General features: G+C 33.2%; 18 protein-coding genes. 9 read left to right on the plus strand and 9 right to left on the minus strand.

Features of this window, described 5'->3' with window-relative positions; translation table 11 throughout:
• Window positions 1–73: 73 nt before the first annotated feature.
• From EQ029_RS09350 to EQ029_RS09375, 6 genes are all read right to left on the minus strand, one after another.
• A complete protein-coding gene (locus tag EQ029_RS09350) occupies window positions 74–1,318 on the minus strand; it encodes a Glu/Leu/Phe/Val family dehydrogenase (protein WP_053022329.1) in 1,245 nt (414 codons plus the stop codon).
• A 107-nt stretch (window positions 1,319–1,425) separates the two neighbouring features.
• Complete coding sequence (locus EQ029_RS09355) at window positions 1,426–2,616, minus strand: ornithine--oxo-acid transaminase (RefSeq protein WP_057504880.1); 1,191 nt, start codon at window positions 2,614–2,616, stop codon at window positions 1,426–1,428.
• 409 nt (window positions 2,617–3,025) lie between these two features.
• Window positions 3,026–4,153: an NADH-dependent flavin oxidoreductase gene (locus EQ029_RS09360; RefSeq protein WP_011276261.1), complete on the minus strand. Its 1,128-nt coding sequence runs from the start codon at window positions 4,151–4,153 to the stop codon at window positions 3,026–3,028.
• 28 nt (window positions 4,154–4,181) lie between these two features.
• Window positions 4,182–5,945: an IS1182 family transposase gene (locus EQ029_RS09365; protein ID WP_428843960.1), complete on the minus strand. Its 1,764-nt coding sequence runs from the start codon at window positions 5,943–5,945 to the stop codon at window positions 4,182–4,184.
• Window positions 5,946–6,234: 289 nt separating this feature from the next.
• Window positions 6,235–6,615 carry a S1 domain-containing post-transcriptional regulator Ygs gene (ygs, locus tag EQ029_RS09370; RefSeq protein WP_011276262.1) on the minus strand — a complete coding sequence of 127 codons (381 nt, stop codon included), beginning with the start codon at window positions 6,613–6,615 and terminating at the stop codon, window positions 6,235–6,237.
• A 246-nt stretch (window positions 6,616–6,861) separates the two neighbouring features.
• The gene (locus tag EQ029_RS09375; protein WP_016931161.1) at window positions 6,862–7,458 is read right to left on the minus strand and encodes a peptidylprolyl isomerase; all 597 of its coding nucleotides are present in this window, start codon (window positions 7,456–7,458) and stop codon (window positions 6,862–6,864) included.
• 68 nt (window positions 7,459–7,526) lie between these two features.
• On the opposite strand from EQ029_RS09375, the gene EQ029_RS09380 reads away from it, so the two are divergent.
• From EQ029_RS09380 to EQ029_RS09420, 9 genes are all read left to right on the plus strand, one after another.
• Window positions 7,527–7,907, plus strand: coding sequence for a kinase-associated lipoprotein B (locus EQ029_RS09380; RefSeq protein WP_011276265.1), 381 nt, complete (start codon window positions 7,527–7,529; stop codon window positions 7,905–7,907).
• 133 nt (window positions 7,908–8,040) lie between these two features.
• Window positions 8,041–10,452: a Na+/H+ antiporter subunit A gene (locus EQ029_RS09385; protein ID WP_037559131.1), complete on the plus strand. Its 2,412-nt coding sequence runs from the start codon at window positions 8,041–8,043 to the stop codon at window positions 10,450–10,452.
• A complete protein-coding gene (locus tag EQ029_RS09390; protein WP_016931159.1) occupies window positions 10,433–10,861 on the plus strand; it encodes a Na(+)/H(+) antiporter subunit B in 429 nt (142 codons plus the stop codon). The genes EQ029_RS09385 and EQ029_RS09390 overlap by 20 nt, the downstream gene beginning before the upstream one ends.
• On the plus strand, window positions 10,861–11,202 hold the full coding sequence (mnhC1, locus tag EQ029_RS09395) for a Na+/H+ antiporter Mnh1 subunit C (RefSeq protein WP_011276268.1): 342 nt from the start codon (window positions 10,861–10,863) through the stop codon (window positions 11,200–11,202). The genes EQ029_RS09390 and mnhC1 overlap by 1 nt, the downstream gene beginning before the upstream one ends.
• The gene (locus tag EQ029_RS09400) at window positions 11,195–12,694 is read left to right on the plus strand and encodes a Na+/H+ antiporter subunit D (RefSeq protein WP_011276269.1); all 1,500 of its coding nucleotides are present in this window, start codon (window positions 11,195–11,197) and stop codon (window positions 12,692–12,694) included. Before mnhC1 ends, EQ029_RS09400 begins: the two co-directional genes overlap by 8 nt.
• A complete protein-coding gene (locus EQ029_RS09405; RefSeq protein WP_037559134.1) occupies window positions 12,694–13,173 on the plus strand; it encodes a Na+/H+ antiporter subunit E in 480 nt (159 codons plus the stop codon). The genes EQ029_RS09400 and EQ029_RS09405 overlap by 1 nt, the downstream gene beginning before the upstream one ends.
• Complete coding sequence (locus tag EQ029_RS09410; RefSeq protein ID WP_011276271.1) at window positions 13,173–13,463, plus strand: Na(+)/H(+) antiporter subunit F1; 291 nt, start codon at window positions 13,173–13,175, stop codon at window positions 13,461–13,463. The genes EQ029_RS09405 and EQ029_RS09410 overlap by 1 nt, the downstream gene beginning before the upstream one ends.
• Window positions 13,441–13,797: a Na+/H+ antiporter subunit G1 gene (locus EQ029_RS09415; RefSeq protein ID WP_011276272.1), complete on the plus strand. Its 357-nt coding sequence runs from the start codon at window positions 13,441–13,443 to the stop codon at window positions 13,795–13,797. The genes EQ029_RS09410 and EQ029_RS09415 overlap by 23 nt, the downstream gene beginning before the upstream one ends.
• A gap of 187 nt (window positions 13,798–13,984) precedes the next feature.
• Entirely contained in the window at window positions 13,985–15,151 is a 1,167-nt protein-coding gene (locus EQ029_RS09420; RefSeq protein WP_037559145.1) for an NAD(P)-binding domain-containing protein, read from the plus strand.
• Window positions 15,152–15,354: 203 nt separating this feature from the next.
• Here EQ029_RS09420 and EQ029_RS09425 read toward each other — a convergent pair whose 3' ends face one another.
• From EQ029_RS09425 to EQ029_RS09435, 3 genes are all read right to left on the minus strand, one after another.
• Window positions 15,355–15,732 carry a PaaI family thioesterase gene (locus EQ029_RS09425; protein WP_037559148.1) on the minus strand — a complete coding sequence of 126 codons (378 nt, stop codon included), beginning with the start codon at window positions 15,730–15,732 and terminating at the stop codon, window positions 15,355–15,357.
• 22 nt (window positions 15,733–15,754) lie between these two features.
• Window positions 15,755–17,074: a Na+/H+ antiporter family protein gene (locus tag EQ029_RS09430; protein ID WP_037559151.1), complete on the minus strand. Its 1,320-nt coding sequence runs from the start codon at window positions 17,072–17,074 to the stop codon at window positions 15,755–15,757.
• A 189-nt stretch (window positions 17,075–17,263) separates the two neighbouring features.
• Window positions 17,264–18,733 carry a M17 family metallopeptidase gene (locus tag EQ029_RS09435; RefSeq protein ID WP_037559153.1) on the minus strand — a complete coding sequence of 490 codons (1,470 nt, stop codon included), beginning with the start codon at window positions 18,731–18,733 and terminating at the stop codon, window positions 17,264–17,266.
• Window positions 18,734–18,873: the final 140 nt, after the last annotated feature.

Here is an 18,873-nt window from a genome sequence, read left to right on the forward strand (position 1 = left end):
TCAAAACAAAAACGCTATAACTTGTTTCATTCCCATAACAAGCTATAGCGTTTATTTATGTTTATATATCGGTTTATGCCCAACCACGGTAGCGAGCTGCTTCTGCAGTACGTTTAATACCTACAATATAAGCTGCTAGTCTCATGTCAATTTTTCTATTTTGTGCTAATTCGTAGATTGTATCAAACGCATCTACTAATTTTTCACGTAATTTATCGTTAACTTCCTCTTCAGACCAATAATAACCTTGGTTATTTTGCACCCATTCGAAGTATGAAACTGTTACACCACCAGCACTTGCTAGTACGTCTGGTACCAATAAGATACCACGTTCAGTTAAAATTCGTGTAGCTTCAGGTGTAGTAGGTCCGTTAGCCGCTTCAACAATAATATCGGCTTTAATATCATGCGCATTATCTTCAGTGATTTGGTTAGAAATCGCAGCTGGTACTAGAATGTCACAATCTAACTCGAACAATTCTTTGTTAGAAATTGTGTTATCGAATAAGTTTGTAACTGTACCGAAACTATCACGACGATCTAATAAATAATCGATATCTAAACCTTCTGGATCATGTAATGCACCATAAGCATCAGAAATTCCTACGACTTTTGCACCCATGTCATATAAGAATTTAGCTAGGAAACTACCTGCATTACCAAATCCTTGGATAACTACGCGAGAACCTTTGATTTCCTTACCACGACGTTTAGCTGCTTGTTCAATAGCAATCACTACGCCCAATGCAGTTGAACGATCGCGTCCTTGTGAACCACCTAATACGATAGGTTTACCTGTAATAAAACCAGGTGAGTTAAATTTATCTAAAGCACTATATTCATCCATCATCCAAGCCATAATTTGAGAGTTAGTAAATACGTCTGGTGCTGGAATATCTTTTGTAGGACCAACGAATTGAGAAATTGCACGTACATATCCACGAGATAAACGTTCAACTTCATGAATACTCATTTGACGTGGGTCACATACGATACCACCTTTACCACCACCGTATGGTAAATTAACAATACCGCATTTTAAAGTCATCCACATAGATAATGCTTTAACTTCTTCTTCATCTACTTCAGGATGGAAACGAACCCCACCTTTAGTTGGACCAACAGCATCGTTATGTTGAGCACGATAACCTGTAAATGTTTTAACAGTACCATCATCCATGCGTACTGGGATACGAACTTGTAAAAATCTTAATGGTTCTTTGATTAAATCATACATACCATCGTCAAATCCCAATTTGTGTAAAGCTTCTTTAATGATACTTTGTGTAGAAGTCACTAAATTATTATTCTCAGTCATGATCACTTTCGCCTCTTTTTAACAAATGATTTCGCTTTCATACATATTGTAACACATGTCTTTGCTTTTTAAAGGGTTTTCAAAATGAATGTTACAACTTTTTGAACTTAATTAAATACGCTTCTGATTCTATCTAATGCATCATCTAATTCTTCTTTAGAAATAACTAAAGGTGGAGCAAATCGAATCACCGTATCATGAGTTTCTTTACATAATAGTCCTTTTTCTTTTAATGCTTCACAGAAAGGTCTAGCATTTTCATGTAATTCAACACCAATAAATAGACCACGACCACGTACTTCTTTAATAGCTGGGTGATTAATTTTTTGTAATTCAGATTTAAAGTATTCCCCTAATTCATGTGAACGGCCAGGTAAATCTTCATCTAATATGACATCTAACGCAGCGATTGAAACGGCACAAGCTAATGGATTACCACCAAACGTAGAACCGTGTGAACCAGGTGTAAATACATCCAGTACTTCGTTATCAGCTAAGACTACAGAAATAGGTAGTGCGCCGCCACCAAGCGCTTTTCCTAAAATATAAACATCAGGTTTAACATTATCCCAATCAGTAGCAAATAATTTACCAGAACGTCCTAAACCAGCTTGAATTTCATCGGCAATAAATAGAATATTATGTTCATCACATAATTCTCTGATAGCTTTTAAATAACCTTCAGGTGGGATATTAATACCTGCTTCACCTTGAATCGGTTCAACTAAAATAGCAGCTGTATTCTCATTAATAGCTTCTTTTAATTTATCAACATCACCGAAATCTACTTTGCGGAAACCATCTAATAACGGACCATAACCACGTTGGTACTCAGCTTCTGATGATAAAGATACTGGCGCCATAGTACGACCATGGAAGTTACCATTAAATGCGATAATTTCAGCTTTATCTGGTTCAAGACCTTTTACATCATATGCCCAACGACGTGCAGCTTTCAATGCAGTTTCAACTGCTTCCGCACCAGTATTCATTGGTAGTGCTTTATCTTTACCTGATAATTTACAAACTTTTTCATACCATTCACCTAAATTATCACTATGAAAAGCACGAGAAACCAAAGTTACTTTGTCAGCTTGATCTTTAAGTGCTTGAATAATTTTAGGATGACGGTGTCCTTGGTTAACAGCTGAATAAGCTGAAAGCATATCCATATATTTATTACCTTCTGGATCAGTTACCCAAATACCTTCCGCTTCTGCAACAACGATTGGTAGTGGTACGTAGTTTTGAGCTCCATAATGGTTTGTTAATTCAATGATTTGTTCTGACTTAGTCATAATATCTCCCCTTTGCTTAATTTATATTAAAACTAATTGCCATACGATTACGGCTTTCGATGTCATATACAAAGAAGTATATTCGCAAAATTAATAAGAGCACTAAATGACTCATTGTTACATCAAATATGCCCTTCGTTTCTAAATGAAAGCCCTTACAGATATAATGACATACCTATCAATATTTTTACAAGCAAAATATTAAAAATTTTCCGATAAATAAAATGAATTAAGATTCCTTTGGTATTTACATAAAAAAAGATTATGACAAGAATGATTGCCATAATCTATTATAAACTCTAAGTTCATCTACATTTATCAAATTAAATTTATAAAGATATTTTGAACATCTTCTTTTTAACTAGATTAAAACTAACCGCAAAGTTTAACATTTATTCACTCATTAATACTATTTATCTTTACGAGGTAACGGATAAAAACCTTGGTTAAATTGTTTCCACAAATTAGGTGTTAATTCATGCTTATCTTCACGATGAGGGTCAAATTCTGATAAAATTTCATCTTCTTTTCCTTCTTGAATTTTGCTGATGAAATTATAGTCTAATAATATTTCACGACCAAGTGCTACGAGTTCAACACCTGTTGATTCAATAGCGTCTAATGCATCATCAGCTGTAAATACAGATCCTACACCAATAACTGGGATACGACCATCCACCCATTGGTGAATTAATTTCAATCGCTCTTGTCCTGCATACTTACCTTCTCTTGTAGTTGAATGAATATCTCCAAGAGATATATGAACATAATCAATTGATTTTTCAGTAATTGTATTAATTAATTGTTCGGTAATTTCCATTGAAATACCTGGTGATTCAGCTTCTTCAGGAGAAAGTCGATACCCTACTATGAAATCATCGCTCGCATATTCTGATTTGGCCTTTAATACTTCATCTATAACAGCAGTTGGAAACTTCATGTGATCAGACCATTCATCATTTCTTCTATTATAATATGGAGATACAAATTGGTGAATTAAATAGTGATTAGCACCATGAATCTCTACGCCATCAAACCCAGCTTCGATTACTCGACGCGTTGCTTCACCGAAATCTTTAATTGTTTGTTCAATTTCTTTAGGGGTAATTTCTCTAGCATCATGTTCATGTTGTTGTCCGAAGCTTTTTAAAGTGATAGGACTTGGTGCAACAACATCTCCATTCGGTGTTAAATTAGCTAATGCTTGTGCGCCACCATGATGAATTTGAACTAAAGCTTTAGCACCATTCTTCTTCATAGCTTGTGCTAAACGCTTGAGTCCTTCTATATCTGAATCATGCGCAACAGAAGGTTGTCCTGGAAAAGCTTTACCAATATCGTTAACATTACTTGCAGCATTGATAGCTAAGCCAACATCTTTAGAGCGCTTTTCAATATACGGTATTTCCACGTCAGAAATTGTACCATCATCATTAGATGAAATATGCGTTAATGGAGCCAATACAAAACGATTTTTTAATTCAACCCCATTTGGCAAAGTTACGGTTTCAAATAATTTTTCATATTTTTTATTCATAGGTAAGTCCTTTCCTTTTTAATTATGACTAGACTATAGCACGCAGAATTAAAGCTCTTCCAATATTCTGCTTGACTGTACATGCATATATTTGTGTCGCTTTTTTATAATCAAACGCATAAAAAAGAGTCCGGGACATAAAGTTCTTGGATAAGTGAAAAAAGACAATTTCTATTGAAATAATATAGAAATTGTCTTTTTTATAAATTTTTTGATTATTTTCAGCTCGTTGAGCTACTACTTTTCTTATATTAAGTGCCATTAATACAAAACCAAGTTCTCTTTTGACTTTATTGAGTCCTCGGACAGACATCCGAGTGAAACCCAAAATAGCCTTCATAAATCCAAAAACAGGTTCCACATCAATTTTTCTTTGACTGTAGATATTTTTTGTTTCTGGTTCTGAAAGCTTTTTGTTAATTTGGGATTTAAAATATTCCCAGTTATAATTCTTCATTATTTTTTTGTTTGTTTTTGAATTGAAGTTCATACATTGATTTTTCAGAGGACATTCTGAACAATCATCACATTCATATAATTTGAAGTCTCGCTTATAACCATACTTATCATGACGATAGGCATATCTTTTAAAACCTAGCCGTTTATTATTCGGACAAATGAATTCGTCATTAATTTCGTCATAGTTCCAATTTTGAGTATTAAAGATGTCACTTTTATATTTTTTAGTTTTATCTTTTATAAACATTCCATATGTTATGAGTGGCGTTCGATTAAAGTCATCTATAATTGCCTTATAATTTGATTCACTACCATAACCTGCATCAGCTACAATATATTCAGGTAAATGACCGTAGGTCTCTTGAATTGAATTTAAAAATGGAATCATCGTTCTAGTATCCGTTGGATTTTGATACACATTATAAGATAAAACAAATTGGGAATTTGTCGCTATTTGTAAATTATACCCTGGCTTAAGTTGTCCATTTTTCATGTGATCTTCTTTCATTCTCATAAATGTCGCATCATGATCTGTCTTAGAATAACTATTTCTATCCTTTAAAATAGATTTTTGAAATTCGTATCGATACTTTCGCTCAAAATAATCATTGATTTGCTTTTTGTATTTTTTGATTTTAGTTCTTTTGAGACGTATTTGTTTTCTTGTTTTAGTACATTTTTCATTGTTGATATGTTGGTTTAAATCTTCGATTTCTTTATCTAAGTGACTACCAATCAAATCTATTTCTTCTTTTGTTAATTCATTATCATGATCTTCTTTAATTTCCGGTATGATTTTATTGGTTACCAATTCATGGTAGAGGGCTTTAGAATCCTCATTCATCTTTGATTCATGGTTTTGAATACTCTTTTTCCATACAAATGTATATCGATTGGCATTTGCTTCAATTTTTGTACCATCAATAAAAATAGCTTTATCATCTATAAGATTTTGTTTTACACACTGACTGTAAAATTGAATAAATAAAGATTCTAATAAAGCATCTACTTTTGGATTTACTCTAAATCGATTAATTGTTTTATAAGAAGGTTTTTGATTTTGTGATAGCCACATCATTCGGATGCTATCATTAAGCATTTTTTCTATTTTACGACCTGAGAATACAGATTGTGTGTAGGCATATAGAATCACTTTTAACATCATTTTAGGATGGTACGAAGTTGCACCACGGTGATGTCTGAATTCGTCGAATTCATTGTCAGGAATTGTTTCAACAATATCATTTACATGTCGTGAAATATCATTTGTGGGGATAAGAACTGAAGTTTCCATTGGTAGAGTAAGTTGAGTCATGTTATAATTTTTATACATAAGGCACCTCGTTAATTTAGTTTAGTGATGTTTATTAAATTATACGAAAGTGCTTTATTTTTTTAAAGTATTACAATGTAAAATTACATATAAATACAAAGTATTTTGGCGAGACTCTTGAGGGAACAGGACAAGCTGAAGACTACAGGCTGAAGCTGTCCCCTAAGAAAGCGAGCCAACAATACTCCGTATTGTAAATAAAGAAGCCAGTAAATGAATTTGTTAAAACTCATTTACTGGCTATTTCTCTAGGGTTTATGTCCCAGACTCTTAGCGTGTTAACAGTCAATCAATTATTACGAATCGCACGTTTAGACTGTTTAATCCAGACCGGTAGGCGTTCTTCAAGTGTTTGAAACCCATACTTTTCTGTTTCTTTAATTTCATCTAATACTGACTGCTTTTCTTTTTTTCGTTCATAATTCTTAAAGTAATCATTATCTTTAAGAGACAAATTTAGTTTTCCTTCATCATCAATTGATAAAATTTTTGCTTTAACGATTTGTCCTTCTGATAGAAATTTTTTTAAGTTGTGGACGTAATCATCCATAATTTCAGAAATATGGATAAGTCCTTCAGTATGGTCAGGGGTCTCAACAAAAGCGCCATACGGTTGAATTCCAGTCACACGCACTTTAATATGCTGACCTTCTTTATAGTGATTATTCAACTTGATAACCCCTTACTTCGATTTACTTAACATAATTATAATAGCATAAATCACAAACTTGGACTAACTATAAACCAATAAAAATCCACATTTTTTCAAAAATATAATAACCCTTTCGACAAATACTAAATTAACGTTCGCATTTAAGGTTATCGTTTTAAAAATTGCAATTGAATTGAAAGTTAAACCATAAAAAAACGAATCGACATCAACCGTCGATTCGAAAGATTTGTTCATAATCAATTATTATTTATCTTCTACATCAATAGATTCAATAACTACATCATGTACAGGTTTATCTTGTGCACCTACTTTAGTATTTGCAATATCTTCTAAAGTTGCTTCGCCTTCAATTAGTTGTCCGAACACAGTGTGTTTTTGATCTAACCAAGGCGTGCCACCATTATCCGCATATGCTTTGGCAATCGGTTCAGGCCAGCCACCATCTACTAATTGGTTAACCATAGATTCTGGAACTTCTTTCATTTGAACAACAAAGAATTGAGAACCATTTGTGTTTGGTCCTGCATTTGCCATTGAAAGCGCACCATATAAGTTAAAAGCCTCTAAAGAGAATTCATCTTCAAAAGAACCTCCATAAATACTTTCACCACCCATACCAGTTGCTGTAGGATCTCCTCCTTGAATCATGAAGTCATTAATAACACGGTGGAAAGTAATACCGTCATAATAACCATTTTTAGCGTGTGTCACAAAATTTTCTACAGTTTTCGGCGCGATATCTGGGAACAACTTAAATGTCATATCGCCTTTATTTGTATGCATAACAACTTTAATTTCATTGTCTTGTATTTCTTTGTTTAGTTGTGGATAGTTAGTCATTTCAATTCTCCATTCATGTTATGATGATATAGATACATCTTAACACATTTGAAAGGAAGTAATATAGCATGTTATACCGATTCTCACATAAGACTGGCGCTTACGGCGTTACTATTAAAGAAGAGAATGACGACCAAGTTCTAGTTCAAGTTGAACAAGTGATTAAACATCCAAAACAAGGTGATTTACATAATCCAGGACAAACTGAAGGTGTCTTTTTCCATGAAAGACGTGCTCTAAGTCACTTTGAAAAACGTTATGCAACGCGTTCACAATTGCGTGAGTTTAATGTTGAAGAAATGACTTATGAAGCGTCACTTCAACAAGCTATTACAAAAATGGAAAATGATTTAAAACAACAAAATACTGAATTTGCAAAACAAGCCTTAAACAATCTTGAAAATTTAAAAAATGACTATTCAATTCAATATAAACAAAAATTTTTATAGGTCATTTGAACGTGTTTCTTCTTATTTAACAAGTTCTGAAAAATCACTACTCATATGAGTTTTCGGCGTTTTTCAGAACAATATGATTCATGTATAATATATTGCATAAATATTTTTTAAGGAGGATAACATAGTGAGTTTGTTACATATTGCGGTCATTTTACCGTTAATATTTGCACTCATTATTCCAATTCTATATCGATTCTTTAAAAAGATTCATTTAGGTTGGTTTGTATTACCTATTCCTGTTGTCTTATTTATCTATTTCTCATCTCTTATTTCGACTACTCAGTCAGGTAATACAGTAATAAAAACATTAAACTGGATGCCACATATAGGTATGAATTTTGATTTATATCTTGATGGCTTAAGCATTTTATTTAGTTTACTTATAACAGGTATAGGATCGTTAGTGGTTTTATATTCCATTGGTTACTTAAGTAAATCTGAACAACTTGGTAATTTTTATTGTTATTTATTACTATTTATGGGTGCAATGTTAGGCGTTGTCCTTTCAGACAATTTAATTATTTTATATCTATTTTGGGAATTGACTTCGTTTTCAAGTTTTTTACTTATCTCTTTCTGGAGAGAAAAAAAGGCATCTATTTATGGTGCACAAAAGTCATTAATCATTACCGTATTTGGTGGATTAAGTTTATTAGGGGGATTCATTTTAATTTCTCTAGCAGGTGATTCACTTAGCTTACACGAGCTAATTGCTAATGCATCTGAAATTCAACATAGTCCATTATTTATCTTCGCAATGGTACTTATTATGTTGGGTGCATTCACTAAATCTGCACAAGTTCCATTTTATATTTGGTTGCCTGACGCTATGGAAGCACCTACCCCAGTCAGTGCATATCTACACTCGGCAACAATGGTGAAAGCAGGATTATATTTAGTTGCTCGTGTTACACCGCTTTTTGCGATATCACAAGGATGGATTTGGACAATTACTTTAGTTGGTCTAATCACGCTTTTCTGGGCATCTTTAAATGCCACAAAACAACAAGATTTGAAAGGTATACTTGCCTTCTCAACAGTATCTCAACTTGGCATGATTATGTCGATGTTAGGTATTGGTGCCGTAAGTTATCATTTCGAGGGAAGTCAAAGCCAATTGTACATTGCTGGATTTACTGCAGCAGTGTTTCATCTAGTGAATCACGCCACATTTAAAGGTGCGTTATTCATGATTACAGGTGCTGTAGATCATGTTACAGGCACAAGAGATGTTAAAAAACTTGGTGGTTTACTAACGATTATGCCTATTTCATTTACAATTACTGTTATTACAGCATTAAGTATGGCAGGCATTCCACCGTTTAATGGCTTCCTTTCTAAAGAAAAATTTCTTGAAGCCATGATTGAGATTTCTCACGCTAATGTTTTCAGTTTAGATACATTAGGTATTGTTTTTCCTATTTTAGCTATTGTGGGTAGTATATTTACATTTGTTTATTCAATTAAATTTATTATGTATATTTTCTTTGGTAAACATCAACCGAATGCTTTACCTAAAAAAGCACATGAAGCTTCAATATTAATGTTATTATCTCCAATCATTTTAGCAGTACTCGTTGTTGTCTTTGGGTTATTCCCTGGATTATTAACGCAATCTATTGTAGAACCAGCGACAACTGCAATTAGTGGTATGAGTAATGTTAATGCGGAATTCCACTTATTCCATGGTATTACGCCTGCATTTATTTCAACATTAATTATTTGGATATTAGGTATTCTTTTATTACTAACATTTAGTTATTGGATCCGACTCTTACACGCTCAGCCAACACGTTTAACGTTAAATCATTGGTATGATTCTACTGGAAAATACTTGCCTAATTATTCAGCGAATATGACGAATAGTTATGTAAATGGTTATGTTAGAGATAGCTTAGTCATTATATTCGGTATGCTTATTGTCGTTACGATTGTGACGCTACTAAGCGTTCCTTTTGACTTTAATTTTAAAGATATAAATAATATTCATATTTATGAAATAGCGATTTTAATATTATTAATTATCGCAGCATTTATGGTTGTTATTGCTAAATCACGTTTATTTAGCGTTATCATGCTAGGTGTGGTCGGTTATTCAGTATCTGTGTTATTTGTATTTTTCAAAGCACCAGACCTTGCCTTAACACAGTTCGTAGTAGAATCGATTTCTACAGCGTTATTCTTATTATGTTTCTATCATTTACCTAATTTAAATCGTTATAATGAAACACGATCATTTAAATTAACGAACGCACTTATTTCAATTGGTGTCGGACTTGTTGTCATTATCTTAGGTTTAATTGCGTACGGAAACAGACATTTTACATCTATTGGAGAATACTATAAAGCACATGTTTATGATTTAGCTCACGGTAAGAACATGGTAAATGTCATACTTGTTGACTTCCGTGGTATGGATACTTTATTTGAATCATCTGTATTAGGTATTGCAGGTTTAGGTGTGTATACAATGATTAAGTTGCGTCGTAAACATCAATCAAGTGAGGTGAAAAGTGATGAACAGACAGAACAATAATTTAATGTTTCAATATGCCGCTGTTATTATCGCCTTTCTAATCGCCTTATTTGGGGTCACTTTATTCTTTGCAGGACATTATACACCTGGTGGTGGCTTCGTAGGTGGCCTACTATTATCATGTGCACTAACTATCATCGCAATTGCGTTTGATATTAAAACGATGGAAAAGGTATTCCCGTGGGATTTTAAAATTTTAATTGGAATTGGCTTATTATTCTGTGTTGGTACTCCATTAGCGAGTTGGTTCTATGGTGAAAACTTTTTCACACACACGGAATTTAATATACCGTTGCCCCTACTTCAACCTGTTCATATGAACACACCGATGTTCTTTGATTTCGGAGTTCTTTGCGCAGTAGTTGGAACGATTATGACAATTATTATAACGATTGGAGAGAGCGAATAGTGGAAATAATCATGATATTTGTATGTGGCATCCTCGCTTCAATTAGTGTCTATCTCGTTTTATCTAAAAGTTTGATACGAATTGTTATGGGGACAACTTTAATTACACATGCATCAAATTTATTTTTAATTACTATGGGTGGATTGAAACATGGCGAAATGCCAATCTATGAAAAAAATATTAGTCAATATGTCGATCCTATCCCCCATGCATTAATACTAACGGCAATCGTTATCGCGTTTGCGACAACTGCCTTTTTCTTAGTCTTAGCATTTAGAACATATAAAGAATTAGGTACTGACAACGTAGAAAGAATGAAAGGAGTTTTAGATGATGATTGAAAATAACTTAGTCGTCCTTTCATTAGTCGTACCTATCTTTACAGCAATTATATTGGTCTTTTTAGGACAACGTTATCGTGCGAAACGATATGTCACTTTAACTGGTCTAGTCCTGACACTAATTGTGGCAATAATCAATTTAAGAAATGTATATGTCGATGGTCCGCTTAAAGTAGAATTGGGTTCTTGGCCTGCACCTTATGGCATTATCTTTTTACTAGATAGTTTTAGTGCAATGTTGATTGTGACTAGTATCATTATCACCATTTTAATTACTGCATTTTCAAGTACCACAGCAGGAATAGATAGAGAACGTTATTATTATCACTTCTCTATCACATTTATGTTAGTAGGAATTATAGGTGCATTTACAACTGGAGATATATTTAACTTATTTGTATTTTTCGAAGTCTTCCTAATGTCATCTTACGCACTACTTGTACTAGGTGGCACTCAAATTCAATTACGTGAAACTGTCAAATACTTATTAGTTAATATAGTTACCTCAACATTCTTTGTAATTGCAGTAGCGATTTTATATTCCATCGTTGGTACGTTAAACATGGCAGATATTAGTGAAAAATTATCTACATTGTCTAACACACATGGCGGACTCTTAAGTATAGTCTTTATTTTATTTATCTTCGTGTTCGCAACTAAAGCTGGTGCTTTCCCTATGTACGTATGGTTGCCAGGTTCATATTATGCACCACCATTTGCAATCATTGCATTTTTTGGTGCCCTACTAACAAAAGTAGGCGTATATGCGATTTTAAGAACTTTGAGCTTGTTCTTCCACAACACAATGAGTTTCTCGCACTATACAATTTTATTCTTAGCGTTATTAACGATCATTTTTGGTTCAGTAGGTGCGATTGCATACGATGACACTAAAAAGATTATTATTTATAATATCATGATTGCTGTCGGAGTTATCTTAGTTGGCGTAGCAATGATGAATGAAGCAGGTATTATAGGTGCGATTTACTACACAATTCATGACATGTTAGTCAAAACTGCCCTATTTTTACTTATAGGTGTGATGTATCAAATTACGAAATCTACAAGTCTTAAAGACTTTGGCGGTTTAATTAAACACTACCCTGTACTAGGATGGACTTTCTTCATCGCAGCACTAAGTCTCGCTGGTATACCGCCTCTAAGTGGTTTTTATGGTAAATATTACATTGTACAAGCAACCTTTGAAAAAGGGTTTTATGTAAGTGGTATTATCGTTTTACTTTCAAGTTTAGTTGTACTATATTCAGTCATTCATATTTTCTTAAAAGGCTTTTTCGGGAAACCTAAAGGTTATGAGCCTACTCAAAGTGTTAACGTTAAACACGCAACTACTATTTCAATAATTGCTGTCGTCATCACAGTCGTATTTGGATTATCTGCTGATTTATTATATCCATTAATTTCTGAGGCGGCTCAATCGTTTTACGATCCTAGCATCTATATTGAGAGTGTCTTAGGAGGTAGATCATAATGGCTATTCAAATTATTTTAAACTTTATCTTAGCTTTTATTTGGATTTTCTTAAGTGGTAGCTATACATTAAATAACCTCTTACTCGGTTTCATACTAGGACTCGGATTTGTATATTTATTTAGTAGAATATTACCAGGAAGATTTTATTTCATAAAAATTTATAAGATATTAAAATTAGCGGTTGTATTTTTTGTAGAATTATTAAAAGCTAATATCGACGTCTTAAAAATTGTTCTACAACCTAAACTTAAGAATGAACCAGGATTCTTCGTATATCACACTGACTTAAAAACTGATTGGCAAATCGTTTTATTATCTAATTTAATAACATTGACGCCTGGAACAGTCGTATTAGGTATAAGTGATGATAGAAAAAAAATATATATTCACTCTATAGATTTTAGTACTAAAGAAGAAGAAGTTGAAGGTATAAAATCTTCATTAGAGAGAGTAGTTAGAGAGGTGGGCGAAGACTAATGTTAAAAATCATCATGATTATTGCTTTAATTGTTGTTGCAATATCAATGTTAGCGATGTTTGTTCGTATCATCAAAGGTCCCACATTAGCCGATAGAATTTTAGCACTTGATGCAATCGGTTTACAACTAATGGCGTGTATCGCCTTATATAGTATATTCATAGGTTCAGAATATTTACTCGTAGCTATTTTATTAATTGGTATTTTAGCCTTTTTAGGAACAGCCGTCTTCTCAAAATATATGGATAAAGGTAAGGTGATTGAACGTGATAACGAACATCATCATTAGTTTAGCTGTTATCTTTGTCATTTTAGGAGCTATTATAAGTGCCGTTACTGCTATTGGTATTATAAGATTAAAAGATATTTATTCGCGTGGTCATGCTGCAGGCAAATCAGCAACTTTAGGTGCTATTTTCCTATTGTTTGGCACATTCTTATACTTTATCGCTACAGATGGATATATTAATATGCAGTTAATCTTTGGTATTCTTTTTATTCTTATAACTGGCCCACTTTCAAGTCATTTAATAATGAGAGCAGCTTATAATAATAAAACACCTTATACTAAAGATACGAAGATCGATGAATTAAAAAATGAATTTAAAGATAAGATGATTTAACTAATACATCAACTTACTAAATTGAAAAAGTTCTTATAGCAAACTTTATATAGCTCAAGTCACAATTGCGGGTGGAGACAGAATTCAAAATGATTTCTGTCCCCGCCCTTTTTTTATTGTCTAGTCTACATATTTATGATAATATAAATCGTAATTATTACGTTTTAAAAAAGAAAGAAGTGTTATTATGCATTGGACAATTATCGGTGGCGGTTTACAAGGTACAACAATTGCGATTCAACTAAGAGAATTAGGGCTATCTAGAGATAAATTAACAATTATAGACCCTTATGCCACACTATGTGAACAATTCAATGATTTTTCTCATCGTATCAGCATGCCCTATTTGCGTTCACCAATTGTACATCACATCCACCCTAACCCATTCCATTTAAAACAATTCGCTAAAGTTCAACAATATGCGCACGGTACATATGGTCAATACCAACGTCCACAAACAGATATGTTTATGCATCATGTTCACGAACAAGTTCATCATTATGATTTAAACGAAAATCATATTCAAGGCTATGTAGAAGCATTAGCGAAGAAAGATGGTCAATGGCAAATACAATTAAATGATAATCGAGTCATACACACGGATTGCGTTATATTAGCAAATGGATGTACGCATAAACCCTATATTCCTAATATTTATCAAGATGCTGATGATGTGTGCCACATTTTCGATAAATCATTTAATACAACTATGTATGGACATAGTTCTCACGTTATAGGAAGTGGTATTTCTGCTGCCCATTTAACTTTAAAACTTATAAATCAATCTCATGATAAAGTTATTCATTTATGGATGAATAAAGACATTGATATCCAACATTTCGATGCAGATCCAGGTTGGTTAGGTCCTAAAAATATGAATCACTTTTTAAATATTGAATCTTCTTTAGAACGGCAGTCTATCATTCAACACGAAAGACATAAAGGTTCAATGCCTAGAGAGTTATATTTACGACTTAAGAAACATATTCAATCTGGACGACTTATAATTCATAAAGAGAATATTTTATCAGTTGACCAACATCAAATTCATACAGAACAAGCGGCTATCCCTTATGATTTCATTTTATTAGCAACCGGTTTTGAACCAACACTATTAAAACAGCCTATGATTCAATCATTAATTAAAAATGAAGATGCTCCATTAACACGCTGTGGATTACCTTCCATTAGTTCTGAATTAGAGTGGTTACCTCAATTGTTTGTGTCAGGTGGTTTAGCAGATTTAGAACTGGGTCCTTTTGCTAGAAATATCATGGGTGGAAGAGAAGCCGCTCAAAGAATTAAACAGGCTTATAAACGTTTATCGGCTCAACCTATCCAAAAACATGCTTAATTTCATTAGAAGTAATTGTCAACGTAACAACTATAAACTATTTTTAAATACGATCTCTTGTATATTTCTTATAAAAAAGCAGGCGTAGGATAGAATTCTTTATGAATTCACCGTCCCACGTCTGCGTTTTTTCTTAAACAAATACTTTTATAAGTAGGATATTTAAAACAATGCTTAATCGAACTAAAGCAGCGTTTGGTATTTTATTGCTTTAAAAGTTTAATTCCAATTGTTCCTCTCATAACACTTATCAATTGGCCTTGTTCACTTTTTATTTCTATATTCCAAACTTGAGTTGTGCTTCCTTTATGAATAATCGTTGCTGTAGCAATAACACGACCTTCTTTAACCGAATGAATATGGTTAGCATTCATTTCTAAACCTAGTGGTATGAACGATTTCGTATCGATTAGATTAGCAGCGCCTAATGAACACGCTGTTTCACCTAAAGCAATTGTTGCACCACCATGCAAATAACCGAATGGTTGTTTAACTTTATCAGTAACAGGCATTGAAATTACTACTTTACCCTCTGATGTTTCTTCAATCTGCATTTCGAAAGTTTCCAATAAGTTAGTCATTTAATTGTTCACCTCATTACACCTATAATATCATAGCTGCAATCGTACCAAATACCATTAAAGGTATATTATAGAATAAGAAATTCGGGATACATGTATCGCGAATATGATCATGCTGTCCATCCACATCTAACCCAGCTGTTGGCCCTAGCGTAGAATCACTTGCAGGAGATCCTGAATCACCTAAAGCACTCGCAGTTCCTACTAAAGCGATTAGAGCCATAGTACTTAAGCCGAGTGAAGCACCAAGTGGAATAAATAATGTTGCAATTATAGGAATCGTTGCAAATGATGAACCAATTCCTAAAGTTACAATTAAACCAATAATGTACATGATGACAATACTTAATAACTTGTGACCATTTGAAATGTCAGTCAAACTTGATACTAATTTTTCGATATCTCCTGTTGCATTCATGACACCTGCGAAACCATTAGCTGAAAGAATAACAACACCTATAAATGACATGATTTTAATACCTTCAACAAATTGACTATCCAATTCTCTCCATTTGTAAACACCCGAAATAAAGAATACGAGTACACCTGCTAATGCACCAAAAATCATTGAATCAGTAAAAGTTTGAACTAAGAATGTAGCTAATATAGCGACTATTGTAACTACGAGTACATACGGTTTAATTTCATTAATTGTATTCTCATCTTCTACATAAGTTTCTGTTTTATATTCTCGTGGTTTACGATAATAAAACATACCCAAGATTAAACCAACTATATAACCAAGTGAAGGAATCAACATGCCTTTCCAAATCATATTAAATTCGATAGGGTGATGTGCTTTTTGGAAACCGCTTTGAATAATTTGGTGGAAAATCTGTCCAAAGCCATATGGTAATAAGACATAAGGCCAACACAAACCAAAGCCGATGACTAGAGAAATAAGTCTTCTATCAATTTTTAAATCATTAAACAGACTTAATAGTGGCGGTATAACTATTGGAATGAAAGCAATGTGAACCGGTATAAGGTTCTGACTCATTATACTCATCGCGAGTAAAGCTATGATAATAATGATTTTTACTTTTATTCTTGATAGTCTGCTATTTTCAGAGTGAATTGCGCGGATTATCTTAGTTACAAGATAATCTGTAATACCACTATATGAAATCAATGCTGCAAATCCACCCAATAATGCATAGCTTAGCGCTACCTCGGAACCGTCTACAATATTTTTTCCAAATACACTGATTACCTTTTCAACACTCATTCCAGAAATGAGACCGCCTACTAATGCACTAATGAACAGACTAATAACTACATTTAGTCTACATAAGCATAAAACAATCATTAATAATACGGCTATTACAACTGCATTAAACATAACAACACATCCTTTATCTCTCTACCGAACTAAAGTATTTAATATGTTCCTTATCATACCAAGTAGCTGGTACGTTGTCAATGTAGAATTACATTCTAAGTTAATAAGATTATTCATATTAAATAAGGAGTAGAAACACGCAATAGCACATGTTTCTACTCCTTAACCAAATGATTTCTACTTTTCTATTTATCTTAACCAATTTAATACAGTAGTAATCATACTGCCAGTTGGGCCTTTTGGACCTTTATAGCTAGTCTTGTTAGTTGTCGCAGGACCAGCAATATCGAAATGGATATGTGGTGTAGATCCACTAAAATGAGTAATAAATGTGGCTGCAAAGAGTGCTTTTCCATGACCGTTTGTATGATTGACTAAATCTGCAACGTCAGATTGACGTATTAATCGTTGCTCAGTTTGAGTCATAGGTAATTCAAAAGCATATTCATCCATTTCTTTAGCACTAACTCGTATTTCCTCAATCTCTTTATCTGCATTAGAGTTAAATAAAGCTGCTTTATCTTCACCTAGTGCTGCAACTGCAGCTCCTGTTAATGTAGCGAAATCTAAAATAATCTTAGGTTGAAATTGATTAGCATAGAATACAGCATCTCCTAGTACTAAACGCCCTTCCGCATCACTATTTAACATTTCAACTGTTTCACCACTCAATGCCGTCAATACATCATCAGGTTTCATTGCATTACTACTTATCATATTTTCAGCAGAAGCAATAACTCCTACAATATTGATAGGAATTTGCAAGCGTGATATCGCATCAATCATTCCAACTACATTAGCTGCGCCACACATATCAAATTTCATAGTCTGCATACCTATCTTCGATTTAATGCTATAGCCACCTGAATCATATGTAATACCTTTTCCTACTAATGCAATTGGTGCGTCTTCACTGTCACCACCATTATATGTCATAGTTATTACAACTGGAGGATTCTCCGACCCTTTACCAACAGCATGAATAAGTCCGAATCCTTCATCTAATAATTGTTTTCCATCTTTAATATCAACTTTTACTGATGTTTCATCAAAGTGTTGCGTAACCTGTTCAGCAAAATAATTAGGCGTTAGTATATTAGGTGGCATATTGCTATAGTCACGTGCAACATTAACCGATTGTCCGATTATAGCACCATTGATAAAATATCGATGTAAGTCCTCTTTATTCGTACTTATGTTTAACTCTAATTGATAGGGTGCAGATTTATCAGATTTATAGTTGTCAAAACTGTAAACTGCCTGTTCACTTTGTAGTCCCATAACCTCTGCGACTTTGGTTTGCTCTATTTTCTTTGAAATCAATGTATCGAATAATACATCTGCTTCAGTTACACGTTCTTCTTTTAAAAATTGAAATAAATTGCCGAAAGCTCTCAATAGCGTACCATAATCAAGCGTCTTTAAATTTCCTAATCCAACAGTAATAAGTCGTTTTGATGAGTCTTTTAAAGGTAACAAAGTTGAAGATATTTTACCTAATTGACTGCTAATTAAATGATGATGACGGTATGTATCAATTTGTTTTGTTATATCTTCATTATTGTAATTAATATAACCAAGTTGATTGATGTGATCAGGCAACCCTATAATAAATACTTCTGAATTTAAAACTGTATTACTTATATTGAAATTAACCATAACCTCTACACTTCCTTTTTATATCATATAAAAGAAGGAGTGGAACAGAATTCACAATGAATTCGTTATTCCACCCCCATAAGGATGACTAGAAATGAGAAAAGCTTGATTTATACGCTTTTTCAGTTCAGTCAGCTACT

The sequence above is a fragment of the Staphylococcus haemolyticus genome (genome assembly GCF_006094395.1).
GTDB lineage: Bacteria > Bacillota > Bacilli > Staphylococcales > Staphylococcaceae > Staphylococcus > Staphylococcus haemolyticus.